This is a genomic window from Pseudomonas caspiana (assembly GCF_002158995.1).
Lineage (GTDB): Bacteria > Pseudomonadota > Gammaproteobacteria > Pseudomonadales > Pseudomonadaceae > Aquipseudomonas > Aquipseudomonas caspiana.
Genome location: NZ_LOHF01000002.1, coordinates 426,121 through 442,899 on the forward strand (window position 1 = coordinate 426,121; position 16,779 = coordinate 442,899).

At 56.8% G+C, this 16,779-nt stretch carries 17 protein-coding genes and 1 other RNA gene; 4 read left to right on the forward strand and 14 right to left on the reverse strand.

Annotated features, from left to right (window positions below):
• Position 1: 1 nt before the first annotated feature.
• The 9 genes from mraY to rsmI form a co-directional block, all read right to left on the reverse strand.
• Positions 2–1,084 (reverse strand): phospho-N-acetylmuramoyl-pentapeptide-transferase, encoded by a 1,083-nt coding sequence (gene mraY / locus AUC60_RS04315; RefSeq protein WP_027900240.1) that lies wholly within the window; start codon positions 1,082–1,084, stop codon positions 2–4.
• Positions 1,084–2,454, reverse strand: coding sequence for a UDP-N-acetylmuramoyl-tripeptide--D-alanyl-D-alanine ligase (locus tag AUC60_RS04320; RefSeq protein ID WP_087264850.1), 1,371 nt, complete (start codon positions 2,452–2,454; stop codon positions 1,084–1,086). Before AUC60_RS04320 ends, mraY begins: the two co-directional genes overlap by 1 nt.
• Positions 2,447–3,910 carry a UDP-N-acetylmuramoyl-L-alanyl-D-glutamate--2,6-diaminopimelate ligase gene (locus tag AUC60_RS04325; RefSeq protein WP_087264851.1) on the reverse strand — a complete coding sequence of 488 codons (1,464 nt, stop codon included), beginning with the start codon at positions 3,908–3,910 and terminating at the stop codon, positions 2,447–2,449. Before AUC60_RS04325 ends, AUC60_RS04320 begins: the two co-directional genes overlap by 8 nt.
• Positions 3,910–5,646 carry a peptidoglycan D,D-transpeptidase FtsI family protein gene (locus AUC60_RS04330; protein WP_087264852.1) on the reverse strand — a complete coding sequence of 579 codons (1,737 nt, stop codon included), beginning with the start codon at positions 5,644–5,646 and terminating at the stop codon, positions 3,910–3,912. Before AUC60_RS04330 ends, AUC60_RS04325 begins: the two co-directional genes overlap by 1 nt.
• A complete protein-coding gene (gene ftsL / locus AUC60_RS04335) occupies positions 5,643–5,936 on the reverse strand; it encodes a cell division protein FtsL (RefSeq protein WP_087264853.1) in 294 nt (97 codons plus the stop codon). Before ftsL ends, AUC60_RS04330 begins: the two co-directional genes overlap by 4 nt.
• The gene (rsmH, locus tag AUC60_RS04340) at positions 5,933–6,874 is read right to left on the reverse strand and encodes a 16S rRNA (cytosine(1402)-N(4))-methyltransferase RsmH (RefSeq protein ID WP_087264854.1); all 942 of its coding nucleotides are present in this window, start codon (positions 6,872–6,874) and stop codon (positions 5,933–5,935) included. Before rsmH ends, ftsL begins: the two co-directional genes overlap by 4 nt.
• 2 nt (positions 6,875–6,876) lie before the next feature.
• The gene (mraZ, locus tag AUC60_RS04345; RefSeq protein ID WP_025996300.1) at positions 6,877–7,332 is read right to left on the reverse strand and encodes a division/cell wall cluster transcriptional repressor MraZ; all 456 of its coding nucleotides are present in this window, start codon (positions 7,330–7,332) and stop codon (positions 6,877–6,879) included.
• Positions 7,333–7,639: 307 nt separating this feature from the next.
• Positions 7,640–7,998: RNase P RNA component class A (rnpB, locus tag AUC60_RS04350), an RNA gene on the reverse strand.
• Between the two features lie 72 nt (positions 7,999–8,070).
• Positions 8,071–8,943: a 16S rRNA (cytidine(1402)-2'-O)-methyltransferase gene (rsmI, locus tag AUC60_RS04355; RefSeq protein ID WP_087264855.1), complete on the reverse strand. Its 873-nt coding sequence runs from the start codon at positions 8,941–8,943 to the stop codon at positions 8,071–8,073.
• Positions 8,944–9,229: 286 nt separating this feature from the next.
• On the opposite strand from rsmI, the gene AUC60_RS04360 reads away from it, so the two are divergent.
• From AUC60_RS04360 to AUC60_RS04375, 4 genes are all read left to right on the forward strand, one after another.
• The gene (locus AUC60_RS04360) at positions 9,230–11,044 is read left to right on the forward strand and encodes a penicillin-binding protein activator (RefSeq protein WP_087264856.1); all 1,815 of its coding nucleotides are present in this window, start codon (positions 9,230–9,232) and stop codon (positions 11,042–11,044) included.
• The gene (locus AUC60_RS04365; protein ID WP_087264857.1) at positions 11,045–11,416 is read left to right on the forward strand and encodes a YraN family protein; all 372 of its coding nucleotides are present in this window, start codon (positions 11,045–11,047) and stop codon (positions 11,414–11,416) included.
• Positions 11,417–11,592: 176 nt separating this feature from the next.
• Complete coding sequence (locus AUC60_RS04370) at positions 11,593–12,186, forward strand: phosphoheptose isomerase (RefSeq protein WP_087264858.1); 594 nt, start codon at positions 11,593–11,595, stop codon at positions 12,184–12,186.
• A complete protein-coding gene (locus AUC60_RS04375) occupies positions 12,183–12,761 on the forward strand; it encodes a BON domain-containing protein (RefSeq protein ID WP_087264859.1) in 579 nt (192 codons plus the stop codon). The genes AUC60_RS04370 and AUC60_RS04375 overlap by 4 nt, the downstream gene beginning before the upstream one ends.
• 63 nt (positions 12,762–12,824) lie before the next feature.
• Here the strand turns inward: AUC60_RS04375 and AUC60_RS04380 are convergent, their stop codons facing one another.
• From AUC60_RS04380 to petA, 5 genes are all read right to left on the reverse strand, one after another.
• On the reverse strand, positions 12,825–13,238 hold the full coding sequence (locus AUC60_RS04380; RefSeq protein WP_087264860.1) for a ClpXP protease specificity-enhancing factor: 414 nt from the start codon (positions 13,236–13,238) through the stop codon (positions 12,825–12,827).
• A 17-nt stretch (positions 13,239–13,255) separates the two neighbouring features.
• Positions 13,256–13,873 carry a glutathione S-transferase N-terminal domain-containing protein gene (locus AUC60_RS04385; protein WP_087264861.1) on the reverse strand — a complete coding sequence of 206 codons (618 nt, stop codon included), beginning with the start codon at positions 13,871–13,873 and terminating at the stop codon, positions 13,256–13,258.
• A 227-nt stretch (positions 13,874–14,100) separates the two neighbouring features.
• A complete protein-coding gene (locus AUC60_RS04390) occupies positions 14,101–14,883 on the reverse strand; it encodes a cytochrome c1 (RefSeq protein WP_087264862.1) in 783 nt (260 codons plus the stop codon).
• On the reverse strand, positions 14,883–16,094 hold the full coding sequence (locus AUC60_RS04395; protein ID WP_087264863.1) for a cytochrome b: 1,212 nt from the start codon (positions 16,092–16,094) through the stop codon (positions 14,883–14,885). The genes AUC60_RS04390 and AUC60_RS04395 overlap by 1 nt, the downstream gene beginning before the upstream one ends.
• Positions 16,094–16,687, reverse strand: coding sequence for a ubiquinol-cytochrome c reductase iron-sulfur subunit (gene petA / locus AUC60_RS04400; protein WP_087264864.1), 594 nt, complete (start codon positions 16,685–16,687; stop codon positions 16,094–16,096). Before petA ends, AUC60_RS04395 begins: the two co-directional genes overlap by 1 nt.
• Positions 16,688–16,779: the final 92 nt, after the last annotated feature.

Consider the following 16,779-nt stretch of genomic DNA (forward strand, 5'->3'; position numbering starts at 1 on the left):
TCTACCTCAGTTTCAGCGTGGCAAGACCGATCAACACGAGAATCACGGTGATGATCCAGAAACGGACGATCACACGCGGCTCGGGCCAGCCCTTGAGTTCAAAGTGGTGGTGGATCGGCGCCATGCGGAAAACGCGGCGGCCGGTCAACTTAAAGGATGCAACCTGAATAACGACTGACAAGGTCTCCATCACGAACACGCCGCCCATGATGAACAGGACGATTTCCTGACGGACGATAACGGCGATGGTGCCCAGTGCTGCACCGAGTGCCAGTGCGCCAACGTCACCCATGAAGACCTGAGCCGGGTAGGTGTTGAACCACAGAAAACCAAGTCCCGCACCGATCAGCGCACCGCAGAACACGATCAGTTCGCCCGCGCCCGGCACATAGGGGATCAGCAGGTATTCAGCGAATTTCACGTTCCCAGACAGGTAGCAGAAGATGCCCAACGCGCCGCCTACAAGCACGGTTGGCAGGATCGCCAGACCGTCGAGGCCGTCGGTCAGGTTGACCGCGTTGCTGGAGCCAACAATCACGAAATAGGTCAGCACGATAAAGCCGATGCCCAGCGCGATGCTGGCGTCCTTGAACATCGGAATGATCAGCGTGGTTTCCACCGCCGAAGGGGCAGTTACATACAGGAAGATCGCCGCGCACAAGCCGAACACCGACTGCCAGAAATACTTCCAGCGGCTCGGCAAGCCTTTTGAGTTCTTCTCGATGACCTTGCGATAGTCGTCTACCCAGCCGATGCCACCGAACAGCAGGGTCACCAGTAACACCACCCAGACATAGCGGTTGCTCAGGTCAGCCCAGAGCAAGGTGCTGATACCGATGGAGGACAGAATCAACGCCCCGCCCATGGTCGGCGTACCGGATTTGGACAGGTGAGACTGTGGACCGTCGTTACGAACCGATTGGCCGATCTGGCGCATCTGCAATGCACGAATCATCCATGGGCCCAGGCACAGCGAGAGCGACAATGCCGTAAGCACGCCGAGGATCCCGCGCAGGGTCAGGTATTGGAAGACCGCGAAGCCTTTGTGGAACTGTTGCAGAAACTCGGCCAGCAGCAGCAGCATTAATGTGTCTCCAGGCTAGAACCGCACAGGGCAGCGACGACGTTTTCCATCGCAGCGCTCCGCGAGCCCTTGATCAAAATAGTGGTTTGAGGATCCTGCTCGGCGCCCAGTGCAGCGATCAGGTCGGTCTGATTGGCAAAATGGCGCGCATGCTCGCCGAAGGCATCGACGGCGTGGGCCATCAACGGACCAACGGCATACAGTGCAGAGACTTTGCCCGCGGCATAGGCACCGACTTCGCGGTGACCTTGTTCTGCCCAGTCGCCCAGCTCGCCGATGTCACCGAGGACCAGCACGGTGCGGCCAGTAAAACCGGTAAGAATATCTACGGCTGCGTTGATGGAGCTCGGATTGGCGTTGTAAGTGTCATCAATAACGCGCACACCATTGAGCGCCAACTGCGCGACAGTGCGGCCTTTGACCGGCTGCACAGCATTGAGGCCCGAAACGATACCGTCCAGATCAACACCCATCGCGTGGCCTGCAGCCGCCGCAGCCAACGCATTGGCCACGTTGTGCGTCCCCAGCAGATTGAGTTGCACCTCTGCCGAGCCCAGTGGACTGTTGAGAATGAAGCCAGGGCAACCCCGAGCATCAACGCTCAGTTCCTGAGCATGGAAATCGGCGCTTTGATCGGCAATCGCGAAACTCACGATGCGACGATCCCCTGCACGGGCAGTCCAGATCGGAAATGCCTTGTCTTCTTTATTAAGAACCGCGACGCCAAAGCTATCGAGTCCTTCCAGGATTTCGCCTTTGGCTTCGACAATTTTGTCTGGGCCGCCGAACTCGCCGACGTGAGCAGTACCCGCATTGGTAATCAATGCCACGTGCGGCTTGGTCAGACTCACAGTGAAAGCGATTTCGCCCACACGGGACGCGCCCATTTCGATGACGGCAGCCGAGTACTCAGGCGCCAGCTCAAGGAGGGTCAACGGCACACCCAGCTCGTTGTTCAGATTGCCGCGGGTGGCTAGAACAGGACCGCGGGTGCGCATGATGCTGGCAAGCATTTCTTTCACAGTGGTCTTGCCACTGGAACCGGTAATCGCAGCTACAGGCCTGTCGACGAAGGCATTACGATTCAGTGCACCCAACTGGGCGAGCGCCTTGCGGGTATCGAGGACAACCAGTTGCGGCAACACAACATTCGGAATTTCGCGCTCGACCAAGGCAGCTACAGCGCCTTTGGCTGCGACCTGACTCAGGTAATCATGGCCGTCAAAACGCGGACCTGTCAGTGCCACGAACAACTGGCCAAGCTTGATAGCGCGGCTGTCGATGCTCACACCATCGAAAGTGCGGTCATCGCCTACCAGGCGCGCGTCGAGCACGGTGGTCAATTCACTGAGGGATAACGGCTTAAGCATTCGCCACCTCCCATACAGCCAAAGCCTTGGCTGCTTCTTCCAGATCGGAGAATGGCTGACGCTGACCGTCGATTTCCTGATAGTCCTCGTGCCCTTTGCCTGCCAGAACGATTACGTCGGTCGCGGCAGCGCTGGCGATGATTTCTGCAATCGCCTGTCCACGCCCTTCAACGAAACGAACATTTTGCGCGGCGCTGAAACCCTGACGGATATCGTCGAAGATTTTCGTCGGCACTTCAGTACGCGGATTGTCATCGGTCACAAGGACACTGTCCGCAAGACGCTCAACAACTTCAGCCATTAACGGACGCTTGCCGCGATCACGATCACCGCCACAGCCAAACAGGCACAACAAACGACCTTTGGCATGAGGACGCAGCGCGGTCAGTACTTTTTCCAGCGCATCGGGGGTGTGGGCGTAATCAACCACAACCAGCGGTTTTTCACCGCCACCCAAGCGTTGCATGCGCCCTACCGGGCCTTCGAGCTTCGGCAGGACCTTAAGAATTTCGTCCAGCGCATAATCCAGGCCCAGCAAGGCACCGATCGCAGCCAGCACGTTACTCAGGTTGAAGCGGCCCAGCAGGCCGCTGCGCAACAGGTGCTGACCTTGCGGCGTGACCAGTGTGGCGCGAACACCTTCGTCATCGAATTTTGCATCGCGGCAATACAGATAAGCGCTGGAGTCTTCCAGGCTATAAGTGATGAGCCGGGACTCGCGCTTTTCAGCGGCCAGAGTGCGACCAAACTCATCGTCGATATTGATCACGCGGCAACGCAGGTCAGACCAGGCGAACAGCTTGGCTTTGGCGGCGCCGTAAGCCTCCATGGTGCCGTGATAGTCCAGGTGGTCACGGGACAGATTGGTCAGTACTGCGACATCGAATGCCAACGCAGTTGCGCGACCTTGATCAAGACCGTGGGAAGAAACTTCCATTGCCACTGCGCGTGCCCCGGCCTTCCTCAGATCAGACAGCGTTGCCTGTACCGCGATTGGGTCGGGGGTCGTGTGTCGACCGCTTTGCAATGAACCGTAAAAACCGGTCCCCAGAGTGCCGACGATGCCGCAATGCTGGCCTAGCAAGTCCATCGCTTGCGCGACCAACTGGGTAACGCTGGTTTTACCGTTGGTGCCGGTTACGCCAACCAGATTCAGGCTGCGACTAGGATCGCCATAGAAGCGCCCGGCGATATCCGACAACTGTGCAGCCAGGCCCTTGACCGGGATCAGCGGCACGTCGGTAATCGGCAACACTTTCGCGCCTTCAACTTCATAAGCAACGGCCGCAGCGCCGCGCTTCAAGGCATCGGCAATGTGATCGCGACCATCGAAGTTGCCACCGGGAACCGCAAGAAACAGGTCGCCACCGCGTACGTTGCGACTATCCAGCGTCAACTCGCGAATCATCAGATCGCTGGAGGCGTGGGCGAAAATCTTGTTCAGGCTGGACGACATCAACCACGCCCTCCTTTAACGACTGGAGCTGCATTGACCTGCTCTGGTGGAATCGGAGCGAGGTTGTCAGGCGTTACGTTCATCAGGCGCAAGGTGCCGGACATGACCTTACTGAAAACCGGTGCCGATACCAGACCGCCGTAGTAACCGCCCTTGCTTGGCTCATCGATGACCACAACCACGGCATAGCGTGGATTGCTCATCGGACCAAAGCCGGCGAAGAGCGAGCGATAAGAGTTTTCTGCGTAACCTTTGGTGCCGACCGACGTTTTACGTGCCGTACCACTCTTGCCTGCCACGTGGTACGAAGGAACCCGCGCACGATAGACGCCGCGAGAATCTTCGATTACGGCTTGCAACATGGTTTGCAGGGTCTTGGCGGTCTGCTCAGGAATAGCCTGAGTCGCTACCGGCGGGTTATCGCTTTTCAGAATGGTCAACGGCACGATCCGGCCGTTATTGGCGATGGCGGCATAGGCGTGTACCAGTTGCAGCGCCGTCACCGACAAGCCATAGCCGTATGACAAAGTCGCCGTCTCTGCTTTACGCCATTCACGGTAATTAGGCAGGTTGCCAACGCGCTCGCCGGGGAAGCCGAGACCGGTGTACTGCCCCAGGCCAACACGCTGCATGGCCTGGAAGATCGCTTCCCCGCCGACGTCGAAAGCCACTTTACTCATGCCGACGTTACTGGAATTGATCAGGATGCCGGTCAAATCGAGAACCGGCCCTTCAGTCTTGGTAACGTCGCGGATCGTGTATTTGCCGATCTGCAAGGTGCCGGGATAGACCTCTACCTTGTCAGTAGGCTTCCAGCGGCCACTGTCCAGCGCGGCAGTCATGGAAATCGGCTTCATGGTAGAACCAGGCTCGAACACGTCAATGATCGCCCGGTTACGCATCGCAGCTGGGACCATCGTGCGGCGATTGTTCGGGTTGTAAGTCGGGGAGTTGACCATCGCCAGCACTTCGCCGGTCTTGACGTCCATGATCACCATGCTGCCAGCCTTGGCTTCGTTCTCGACAATTGCGTTACGCAGTTCACGAGTGGCCAGGTATTGCAGGCGCAGATCAATAGACAAAGCCAAGGTCTTTCCAGCCTTGGCGTTTTTGGTGACCTGAACGTCTTTGATGAGTCGTCCGCGCCTGTCCTTGATGACCTGCCTTTTGCCGGGCACCCCAGCCAGCCAGTCGTCATAAGCCAGCTCGACACCTTCGCGGCCATGATCGTCCAGGTCGGTAAAGCCAACCATGTGAGCGGTTACGTCGCCAGCCGGATAAAAGCGGCGGAATTCTTCAATGCCGTAAACGCCGGGCACTTTCAGATCAAGCACGGCCTGACCATGCTCAGGCGTCAGACCACGAACCAGATAGATGAATTCTTTACCGGCCTGCGCGTCGAGCCGCTCAGTCAGCGCTTTGGGATCCTGCCCCAGTGCCGTGGCCAGAACTGCCCACTTGCTCTTGTCCATCTGCATTTCTTTAGGGTTGGCCCACAGCGTCGTCACCGGCGTACTGACAGCCAAAGGTTCGCCATTACGGTCAGTGATCAGACCGCGGTGCGCCGGAATAGGAATATGGCGAAGACTGCGCGCGTCGCCCTGTTCCTTGAGGAACGTGTGATCAACCACTTGCAGATCGATGATGCGCCAGCAGATCGCGCCGACCAATGCCAGCAGCAGGCCGACCACCACGCGGAACCGCCATGGATAAAGTGCGCCTTCGAGCTTCATCATGGCGCCACCATGCGAACTTCAGCGGCGCTCGGGATGCGCATTTTCAGCTGTTCAGTGGCCAGGGTTTCGATGCGGCTGTGGGCTGTCCAGGTACTTTGTTCGAGAATCAGACGACCCCATTCAGCTTGAGCCTTATCGCGAATGCTCAGTTCGGAGTACAGCGAGTTGAGCAACTGACGGTTCCAGTGAGCACTGTAGGAAACGCCGATAGCCGAAACGAGGACGGCGAGAAACAGCAGCAGCATGAAGAAGCTGCCGCCTGGCAAAGGCTTGAGGAACAAACGGCTCACCTGAGCTTCTCCGCTACACGCATGACAGCACTGCGTGAACGGGGATTGGCTTTGGTTTCTTCGTCTGAAGCAAATTGCGCCTTGCCGATGAGTTTGATCTTGGGTTCAAAAGCCTTGTACTGAATCGGCAGATTGCGCGGCATGTTGTCCGCCTCACCCTTGACGAGCTTGCGCATGAACAATTTGACGATGCGGTCTTCAAGCGAGTGGAAACTGATGACGACCAGGCGGCCACCCACTTCCAGCGCTTCAAGCGCTGCTTCCAGACCCGCCTCCAGGTCGCCCAACTCATTGTTGACGTGAATGCGCAGACCTTGAAAAGCACGGGTCGCCGGATTCTTGCCTTTTTCCCAGGCGGGATTGGCCACCTTGAGCACTTCAGCCAGATCAGCCGTACGCTCAAAGGGTTGAATTTCACGACGCGCAACTACAGCGCCTGCCATACGTTTGGCGAAACGTTCTTCGCCGTATTCCTTGAATACGCGGGCAATTTCTTCGACAGGTGCAGTGGCGATGAACTCGGCAGCGCTGACGCCGCGGGTCGGGTCCATGCGCATATCCAGCGGACCATCGTTCATAAAACTGAAGCCGCGCTCCGGGTCATCAAGCTGCGGCGACGAAACACCGAGGTCCAGCAGGATTCCGCTGACCTTGCCCGCAATGCCGCGTGCTTGAGCCTCCGAGCCCAATTCAGCGAAGCTGCGTTGCACAATGACAAAGCGGCCGTCTTCGGCCGCTAGCGCTTGCCCGGTGGCAATTGCTTGAGGATCTTTATCGAATCCCAGCAATCGGCCATCAGGCCCAAGCTTCTCTAATACAAGCCGACTATGCCCACCGCGCCCGAACGTGCCGTCCATATAGCAGCCATCAGCGCGCACCGCGAGAGCCTCTACGGCTTCGTCGAGCAGTACGGTGATGTGGGTAAAACCGCTATTCATAGTCACAGGATCAGATCACGTAATTCATCAGGCATAGCGCCCGGTTGTTGAATGGCCGCCAGATCCGCATCAGCAAGAGCGTTCCAGGCGTCCTCGTCCCACAATTGAAACTTATTGAGCTGGCCCACCAACATCACGCGCTTATCCAACCTGGCATATTCGCGAAGGCGTGGCGGAACCAGAAAACGCCCACTGCCATCCAGCTCCAGATCAACCGCGTTACCGATCAGCAAACGCTGAAGGCGACGGTTTTCTTCGCGGAAGGTAGCGAGCTCACGCAATTTCGCCTCGATCAGCTCCCATTCCGAGAGCGGATAAAGGCACAAGCAAGGGTCAACAGCGTCAATGGTCACGATCAATTGCCCGGCGCTACGCGAATCCAACTCGTCACGGTACCGGCTCGGCATAGCGAGACGACCCTTTGCATCGAGATTGATTGCGTTTGCACCACGAAACACAGGCGCTTTCTCCGAATTCTAGCTTTTTGCGTTAAAAAAACCCACTTCACGCCACTTTCTGCCACTTGCGCACACTATAGGAACCCGCCCACCACACAGTCAAGGCACGGTCTTAAGGAAAACCCTTACATAACTGGGATTTAGGAGCGATATCAGACTGTTGGCGCGAATTTCAGGAGGGGTCTTACGGAAAATTCCGACACAGCTCAGAAAGCTGCAGCGCGAACTTAAAGTGATTTGTGAGGTTTAAGATTTTTTTGGTATTACGAGGGGGTGTAATGCTGCTGAAACGAGAGGGGATAAAAAGGTGGAGAGTCGATCTGTAAGCCGGGTTCTGTCGAGGACAGTCATTCCTCTACGACGGCCATCACTGGACGTCTTTAGCAACCTACCCGGTTCCAGCGCGGGCCACGCCTAGGAACCCTATTTGGTCTTGCTCCGAGTGGGGTTTACCTTGACCACGAACTGTTGCCAGACGCGCGGTGCGCTCTTACCGCACCTTTTCACCCTTACCGGCGCCGAAACGCTTAGGCGGTTATTTTCTGTGGCACTTTCCGTAGGCTCACGCCTCCCAGGCGTTACCTGGCACTCCGCCCTATGGAGCCCGGACTTTCCTCCCCCCCTTAATTGCGAACAATAAGAGGCAGCGACTGTCCAATCGACTCTCCGCCGACAAGGTTAGCGGCACAACCCCCTCAGAACAAGCTTTAAAACGTCGCAGACTTGCGCCGCAGGGATTTATTCGTCTTTTTGCTTGTCTAGCGCCACCTGATAAAGCAGGTTTTTGCGTACCCCTGTAATTTCCGCAGCCAGAGCGGCGGCGCGCTTGAGTGGCATCTCCGCGAGCAGCAGATCCAGAATTCGTCGCGCTTCGCTACCGATGACGTCTTCACCTTCAGGTTCAGTCCAGCCCGCTACCAACACCACGCATTCGCCACGCTGCTGATTGCTGTCGCTTTCGACGAACTCACGCAGCTCGGCCAGCGGCAAACCTTTGAGGGTTTCGAAGGTCTTGGTCAGCTCGCGCGCCAACAACGCAGGACGTTGCGCTCCGAAAACCAGCTCCAGATCCTGTAAGCATTCAAGAATGCGATGCGGTGCCTCATAGAAGATCAGCGTGCGCGGTTCTTCCTTGAGTAACTCCAGCCGAGCACGGCGACCCACGGCCTTGGCGGGCAGAAAACCTTCAAAAATGAAACGGTCCGACGGCAAGCCAGCAGCCGACAGCGCTGCAATTAACGCGCAAGCACCCGGCACCGGGACGACTGCAATACCCGCAGCCCGTGCCTGACGTACGAGGTGATAACCAGGATCCGAAATAAGCGGCGTCCCGGCATCGGAGATCAGCGCAACGTTATCGCCCGCCAACAGACGAGTGATAAACCGACTGCCCTCCTCACGCTCGTTGTGCTCGTGGCAAGCAGCCAGTGGCGTGGAAATGCCGAAATGCTGCATCAATCGCGCCGAGTGACGCGTATCCTCAGCGGCAATCAACGCCACTTCTCGCAATACCTTCAACGCCCTCACGCTCATGTCATCCAGATTGCCGATTGGCGTGGCCACTACATAAAGCGAGCCCGCGGCGGAATTCAAAGCAACTGGAGCAGTCAAAGCGCAGACCTCATGATTTGTTACCCTTTAAGGGTGAAGGTCATCATTGTACAGATTACGACCGCAACCAATGACTCGCAGACTCATGGAAGACCGGAAAAAAGGGAGGAAAAGTCATGATTGGTGCCCGCCACCTGCCAGCGCAACACGCTCGTGACAGCCTTATTACCCAGCGTAATCAGGCACCACGACTTATATCACTGCTTTAAATGTTAACGACGTCGCACCCATGCCAGCGCTTGGGTACAATTCCCCGCTAATTTGCTCGAGTATCAGGAACATACACATGATCGCTTGCCTGCGGCTGTTCTCTGCCCTCTGCCTCGCTGCCCTGTTGGCGGCTTGCGCCAGCTCGCCTTCGTCCAGCCTTGGCGAACTTCCACGCACCCCCGACGCCAGCATCGAGCAATTACTCGATCAGGCAGCCGCCGCAAAAACGCCGGACCAGGCTGCCCTGCTCCGACTGAGCGCTGCGGATCTGGCCAATCGGCAAAACAATCCTGGCCGCGCTGCGCAAATCCTTGCGCAAGTGCAGATCGAACTGCTCAAACCCGGTCAGCAGGTCTTTGCAGCGACCCTCGACGCCGAGTTGGCCATGGGCCGCAACCAGCCTAAAGCAGCGCTTACTGCATTGAGCCATCCAAGCCTGCAACGCTTGGGCGAACTGTCCGTTGAACAACAGATTCGTACTCACACCGTTCGCGCTCGCGCCCTCGAAGCCGATGGCCAGATTCTTCCTGCGATCAACGAGCGAGTCTTTGTTGGCCCATTGCTGCAAGGCAATGACCTGAGCGCCAACAACGACGCCATCTGGAAACTCGTGGCTGCGCTGCCTCCAGAGCAGCTTCAAAGCACTGCCACCGACGATATGGGCGGCTGGCTGAGCCTGGCACGTAGCATCAAAGGCGCAGGCACACTGGAACAGCAACAAGCCGCTATCGACACCTGGAAAGCACAAAACCCAAAACACCCTGCCGCCATCCAGTTGCCTGCAACGCTGGCCCAACTGCGTGCACTGACCAGCGAACCGTTGACCAAAATCGCATTGCTGCTGCCACAGGAAGGCCCGCTCGCAGCGGTCGCCAAAGCACTGCGTGAAGGCTTCATGGCCGCGCACTATCAGGCACAACAAGCCGGCCAGAACCCACCTGCCATTCAGGTATTCGACAGTTCACGCCTGACCTCGATGGATGAGTTCTATCGCCAGGCCCAGGCTGCTGGCGTTCAACTGGTAGTCGGTCCGCTGGAAAAACCACTGGTCAAGCAACTCAGCACCCGCCCTCAACTGCCTATCACCACCTTGGCGCTCAACTACAGCGACGCGGGTCCTGAAGGCCCACAGCAGTTGTTCCAGTTTGGCCTTTCCGCAGAAGACGAAGCCCGCGAGGTTGCTCGCCGTGCGTGGGCCGATGGCAAGCGCAGCGCAGTTGCCATGGTGCCTAAAGGTGAATGGGGCGACCGCGTTCTGGACGCTTTCCGTCAAAGCTGGCAAGCCAAAGGCGGTACATTGATTGCCGCTGAGCACGTCGACCAGCCCGTAGCACTGGCGCAACAAGTTGCCGACCTGTTCCAGTTGCGCAACAGCGAAGGTCGCGCGCAACGCCTGCAGAGCACCGTAGGCACACAGGTTGCTGCCCAACCGACGCGCCGCCAGGACATCGATTTCATGTTCCTTGCTGCGACGCCGCAACAAGCCCAGCAGATTAAGCCAACCATGGTCTTCCAATACGCTGGTGACGTTCCGGTCTACGCCACATCGCACCTGTTTACCAACAGCAACGATCACGCGCAGTACATGGACCTCAATGGTGTGCGCTTCTGCGAAACCCCATGGTTGCTCAACGCCAACGACCCATTGCGCCAGCAGGTTGTCACCCAATGGCCACAAGCATCGGGCAGCCTGGGCCGCCTTTACGCCATGGGGGTTGACGCCTACCGTCTGGCTCCGCGCCTTGGCCAACTCAAAACCATGCCTGAAAGCCGTATCGACGGCCTGTCCGGAAGCCTGAGCATCAACCCGGCTCGCCGCGTGGAACGTCAGTTGCCTTGGGCTGAGTTTGTTGACGGCAAGATTCAACGCCTGCCGGATACCGCTCAGTAAATGCCCGGCAACACCCGCCAAAATGCAGGGCGCGAGGCTGAAACCCGCGCCCTGCAGCATTTACAGCAGCAGGGATTGCAGCTGATTGCACAAAACTGGTTATGCAAACGCGGCGAGCTTGATCTGGTCATGCTCGACGGGGATACAGTAGTATTCGTCGAAGTTCGCTACCGACGCCATTCAGCGTGGGGCGGAGCACTGGAAAGCGTTGATTTTCGCAAGCAGCAAAAGCTCGTTCTGGCAGCACAACTGTTTCTGCAGAACGAAACACGATGGGCAGATGCTGCATGCCGTTTCGATGTCGTCGCCATTGAGGGTGATCCGCTTGGCGGCCCATCCTTGAACTGGATCAAGCATGCATTCGAGAGCTGATCTGCCTGGCATACCCGCGATGCGGGCCGACCCCGGAACCGAAGCGACGACTCACGTAATACGCCACCCAACACAGATTTCGCTTTTCGCTTTGCGGGCTGTACAGCGTTGTGCCGAGAGCTTCTGCCTCTGCGCCAACCGGCAAGCCGCGATACGTTCTAATTAAGGTCACCCAGATGGACATGCAATCCCGAATTCGCCAGCTTTTTCAGGCCAGCATTGACACCAAGCAGCAAGCAATGGAAGTCCTTGCTCCTTACATCGAGCAAGCCAGCCAGGTCATGGTTAACGCGCTGCTCAACGAAGGTAAAATGCTCGCTTGCGGCAATGGCGGTTCGGCGGGCGATGCGCAGCACTTTTCCTCGGAGCTGCTCAACCGCTTCGAACGCGAACGCCCTAGCCTGCCAGCCATTGCGCTAACAACTGACAGCTCGACGATCACCTCGATAGCAAACGACTACAGCTTCAACGAAATCTTCTCCAAACAGATCCGCGCGCTGGGTCAGCCTGGCGATGTACTGCTGGCGATTTCCACCAGCGGAAACTCGGCCAATATAATTCAGGCGATCCAGGCCGCACATGATCGCGAAATGATTGTCGTAGCATTGACGGGACGCGACGGCGGCGGCATGGCCTCGCTGCTTTTACCGGAAGACGTGGAGATCCGCGTACCGGCTAAAGTCACCGCACGAATTCAAGAAGTCCACCTGCTGGCGATTCATTGCTTGTGCGATTTGATCGACAGCCAACTGTTCGGGAGTGAAGAATGACCGTTAATCGTCTCAGCCTGCTGGCCTTGACCCTGTGCGTAAGCATCAGCGGATGCAGCTCGGTGCTGACTGCTACCCGCGACAACCCGATTGAAGACGATCGTGGGACGCGCACGTTCGGCAGCAAGATCGATGACTCGCTGATCGAAACCAAGGCCGCCGTGAACATCGCCAAGGCTAGCCCTGATCTGGACCAGAACTCGCACATCGTCGTGACAAGCTACAACGGCATTGTGCTGCTGGCTGGCCAGACGCCACGTGCAGACCTTAAGGCTCTGGCCGAAAAAGAGGCCAGCGGCGTACAACGCGTGAAGAAGGTCAACAACGAGCTGCAGGTCATGGCTCCCTCTTCATTGCTGGCCCGAAACAACGACGCATGGCTGACCACCAAGATCAAAAGCCAGATGCTGACTGACAGCGCCATCCCTGGCTCGCGGATCAAGGTCGTGACCGAAAATGGCATTGTGTTCCTGCTTGGCCTGGTCACTCAGCAGGAAGCGACCCGCGCCACGAATCTGGTGCAGAGCGTTTCCGGCGTACAAAAGATCGTGAAGCTGTTCGAATACATCGACTGACTACGATCTGCGCACATGAAAAAGGCGACCCTCGGGTCGCCTTTTTTTATTGCATGAAGCGAGCTACTTCACCACTTTCAGACTCGGCCGACCGCTCGGACGCGGAGGCTCGGCATCTGGTGGCGGCAGATCATCATCAGGATCAACGCTGTCGTCATCCTCGAAAGGAGGCTCCAGGTCGAAAACCATACCCTGACCATTCTCCCGGGCATAAATACCCAGAATCGCCCCTACAGGGACGTACAGGGTATGCGGAACGCCGCCAAAGCGGCCTTCAAAACTGACCGCATCGTTGTCCATGTGCAAATGACGCACAGCAGACGGGGAAACGTTCAGGACAATCTGCCCATCGTTGGCAAACCCTTGCGGGACCTGCACCGATGGATACTCCGCATTGACCAGCATGTGCGGAGTGCAATCGTTATCGACGATCCACTCATAGAGAGCACGAATCAGATAAGGGCGACTGGAGTTCATTAACGGCTCCTTAGGCCTTAGCGCATGTCACGTTCGGCAGCAGACAGACTTGCCTGGAATGCCTCACGCGCAAACTGGCGCTCCATATAATCAAGCAACGGCTTGGCAGGCCGTGGCAATTCGATACCCAAGACAGGCAAACGCCAGAGTATGGGCAATAGACAGCAGTCGACCAGACTTTGCTCGTCACTGAGGAAAAAAGCTTTCTCGGCAAACAGTGGCGACACGCCGGTCAGGCTTTCACGCAATTCCTTGCGAGCGACCACACGAGCCGACTCTTTGCTGCGTGGATCCAGAATCAGATCCACCTGAGCGCACCAGTCGCGCTGAATCCGATGGATCAGCAGGCGGCTATTGGCGCGCGCTACCGGATAAACCGGCAGCAACGGCGGATGCGGATAGCGCTCATCCAGATATTCCATCACCACAGTCGACTCGTACAATGCCAGATCACGATCAACCAGCGTAGGTACGCTACCGTACGGGTTCACCTCGATCAATTTCGCCGGGTGGGTCCCCGTCACGACATCAATGATCTCGGCGCTGACACCTTTCTCGGCGAGCACAATGCGCACGCGGTGGGAATAGTGGTCGGCGGGGTCGGAGTAACAGGCCAACCGATTGGTCACGCCCATGGCGGTCCTCCTCGCTTGTTAAATTTATCGAATACACAAAAACGGATACGCCCTCGGACGCCTCCAACAACAACCGCATTGAGGCAGTGGTCATCGCGGGCGACAAGATAGCTCATTTACGCGAAGTAAATTCTGCAATCTTGTCGTCACAACCACATTTGCCCTGCATTTGTTGCCTAAAAGAGGCGCACGAAGGCGCAGGTGTTTCTTGAGCGTTACAAAACCGGTCAGTGCACGTCCTTCCAGTATTCGCGCTTGAGCAAGTACGCGAAGACAAAGAAGAAAGCCAGGTACAGCAACACATAAGTACCGATGCGTTGATGCCGGAGCTTGTCCGGGTTGGCCGAATAAGCGAGGAAGGTCACCAGATTCTTGATCTTCTCGTCAAACTGCTCTTCAGTGAGGCTGCCGGTATCGGGAACAATAGTCAGTTGGTCGCAGGCCTCGTGCGTCAGCGGCGCCCCCGTTAATGGGTCGTACTGCTTCTTGCCGTCCTCGACCACCTGAATCTGTTTGCAGCCAATGATCTGCTTCCCTTGGAGACCGGCCAGTACGTTGGGCATCCCCACGTTCGGAAATACCCGGTTGTTCACACCCCACGGACGCGCAGGATCCTCATAGAACGAGCGCAGATAGCCATACAACCAATCCGTACCGCGAACCCTCGCCACCAACGTCAGATCCGGCGGAGCAGCGCCAAACCAAGCCTTGGCGTCGGCTGACTGCATACCGATGTTCATGTGATCGCCAATCTTGGCCCCCGTGAAAACGAGTTTCTCCAGCATCAGTTCATGAGGGATGTCCAAATCATCGGCAACGCGCTCGTAACGCTGGAACTTGGCGCTGTGGCAACCCATGCAATAGTTGGCGAACGTCCGCGCCCCATCTTGCATGGCAGCCTTGTCTGACACATCAATGTCGATGCTTTCCAACTCAGGCCCGCCATGCTCGGCGGCAAACGACAGTACGGGCAGAGCAGCAAGCATCAATACAGCCAATAGCTTTTTCATCAGCCAGTCACCCTTTCTGGAACCGGTTTGGTCTTCTCAAGCCGGGTATAGAACGGCATCAGAATGAAGTAGGCGAAATACAGGAAGGTGCAGACCTGCGAGAGCAGCGTGCGCGCTGGCGTCGGAGCCAGAACCCCCAATACGCCGAGGATCACGAAGGACACGCAGAATACCAGCAGCCAGATTTTGCTCAGCCAGCCTTTGTAGCGCATCGATTTAACCGGGCTTCGATCAAGCCAGGGCAGCACGAACAGCACCGCGATTGCCGCCCCCATCGCAATCACACCCATGAGCTTGTCAGGGATGGCACGCAAGATTGCGTAGAACGGCGTGAAGTACCAGACAGGAGCAATATGCTCTGGTGTCTTAAAGGGGTTTGCCATCTCGAAGTTGGGTTTTTCGAGGAAGTAGCCACCCATTTCGGGGAAGAAGAACACAACGAAGCAAAACACAAAAAGGAACACGACGACGCCGACGATATCCTTGACTGTGTAGTACGGATGGAAGGGAATGCCGTCCAGCGGGATGCCATTTTCATCTTTGTGTTTTTTGATATCCACGCCATCCGGATTGTTCGAGCCCACCTCATGCAATGCCAGAATGTGCAGCACTACCAACCCAAGAACCACGATCGGCAATGCAACCACATGTAGCGCGAAGAATCGGTTAAGCGTGATTCCCGAGATCAGGTAGTCACCGCGAATCCATTGAGTCAGGTCATCGCCGATGACCGGAATAGCTCCGAACAGAGAGATGATCACCTGTGCGCCCCAGTAGGACATCTGCCCCCAAGGCAGCAAATACCCCATGAACGCCTCGGCCATCAGCGCCAGATAAATCAGCATGCCGAAGATCCACACCAGCTCACGAGGCTTTTGATAGGAGCCGTAAAGCAGACCGCGGAACATATGCATATAAACCACGATGAAGAACGCCGAAGCGCCGGTCGAATGCAGCAAACGCAAAATCGAACCATATGGGACATCGCGCATGATGCCTTCGACGGATGCAAACGCCTCTTCAGCTGACGGTGTGTAGCTCATCGTGAGCCATACACCGGTCAATATCTGATTGACCAGCACCAGCAAAGCCAGAGAGCCAAAGAAGTAGAAGAAGTTGAAGTTTTTTGGCGCGTAATACTTGCTGAGGTGGTCTTCCCACATTTTGGTTGCGGGGAAACGAGCATCGATCCAATTCATGAACTTGCTCATCACGCGTTCTCCTGATCGATGCCAATGACAATAATATTGTCCGACTCATAGGAATGCGGCGGCACTGGCAGATTCAATGGTGCAGGTTGCGATTTATAGACACGGCCAGCGAGGTCGTAATGTGAGCCGTGACAAGGGCAGAAATAACCACCCACCCAATCCTTGCCCAAGTCGGCTGGCGCTACTTCAGGACGGAAAGTCGGGGAGCATCCCAAGTGGGTGCAGATACCGATCAACAGCAGGATTTCAGGTTTGATCGATCGTACAACAGGGTCAACGTAGGTAGGCTGGACCGAACTCTTCGATTCGGGGTCCGACAACTGGCCTGTGATTTTGCCAAGGTTGCCCAATATCTCCTCGGTACGACGGACGATGAAAACAGGTTGACCGCGCCACTCAGCAATCATCTGCTGTCCTGCTTCGATCTTGCTGATATTCACCTTTACCGGTGCGCCTGCGGCTTTCGCCTTGGCACTGGGGAACCATGACCCTACGAACGGGACCGCAGCCCCCACCGCTCCTGCTGCACCAACCACAGATGTGGCTGCCACGAGGAAGCGACGCCGGCCTGCATTCACGCCGTCATTGCTCATTCCGTCCTCTCCCATCAGCTATGTGGCCTGTTCGATCAGGCGTCTAATTTAAAAATTTAAGTATCTAAATTTTGCCGGATGGTAAATAGAAA

What these genes read in the sequence shown, in the direction of transcription:
- AUC60_RS04395 (WP_087264863.1), bottom strand. Translation starts at nt 16,094, where the DNA reads ATGAGCAAGTTCATGAATTGGATCGATGCTCGTTTCCCCGCAACCAAA.
- AUC60_RS04370 (WP_087264858.1), top strand. Translation starts at nt 11,593, where the DNA reads ATGGACATGCAATCCCGAATTCGCCAGCTTTTTCAGGCCAGCATTGAC.
- AUC60_RS04385 (WP_087264861.1), bottom strand. Translation starts at nt 13,873, where the DNA reads ATGGGCGTGACCAATCGGTTGGCCTGTTACTCCGACCCCGCCGACCAC.
- AUC60_RS04365 (WP_087264857.1), top strand. Translation starts at nt 11,045, where the DNA reads ATGCCCGGCAACACCCGCCAAAATGCAGGGCGCGAGGCTGAAACCCGC.
- AUC60_RS04375 (WP_087264859.1), top strand. Translation starts at nt 12,183, where the DNA reads ATGACCGTTAATCGTCTCAGCCTGCTGGCCTTGACCCTGTGCGTAAGC.
- rsmH (WP_087264854.1), bottom strand. Translation starts at nt 6,874, where the DNA reads ATGAATAGCGGTTTTACCCACATCACCGTACTGCTCGACGAAGCCGTA.
- mraY (WP_027900240.1), bottom strand. Translation starts at nt 1,084, where the DNA reads ATGCTGCTGCTGCTGGCCGAGTTTCTGCAACAGTTCCACAAAGGCTTC.
- AUC60_RS04330 (WP_087264852.1), bottom strand. Translation starts at nt 5,646, where the DNA reads ATGATGAAGCTCGAAGGCGCACTTTATCCATGGCGGTTCCGCGTGGTG.
- AUC60_RS04325 (WP_087264851.1), bottom strand. Translation starts at nt 3,910, where the DNA reads ATGTCGTCCAGCCTGAACAAGATTTTCGCCCACGCCTCCAGCGATCTG.
- AUC60_RS04360 (WP_087264856.1), top strand. Translation starts at nt 9,230, where the DNA reads ATGATCGCTTGCCTGCGGCTGTTCTCTGCCCTCTGCCTCGCTGCCCTG.
- petA (WP_087264864.1), bottom strand. Translation starts at nt 16,687, where the DNA reads ATGAGCAATGACGGCGTGAATGCAGGCCGGCGTCGCTTCCTCGTGGCA.
- AUC60_RS04320 (WP_087264850.1), bottom strand. Translation starts at nt 2,454, where the DNA reads ATGCTTAAGCCGTTATCCCTCAGTGAATTGACCACCGTGCTCGACGCG.
- AUC60_RS04380 (WP_087264860.1), bottom strand. Translation starts at nt 13,238, where the DNA reads ATGAACTCCAGTCGCCCTTATCTGATTCGTGCTCTCTATGAGTGGATC.
- AUC60_RS04390 (WP_087264862.1), bottom strand. Translation starts at nt 14,883, where the DNA reads ATGAAAAAGCTATTGGCTGTATTGATGCTTGCTGCTCTGCCCGTACTG.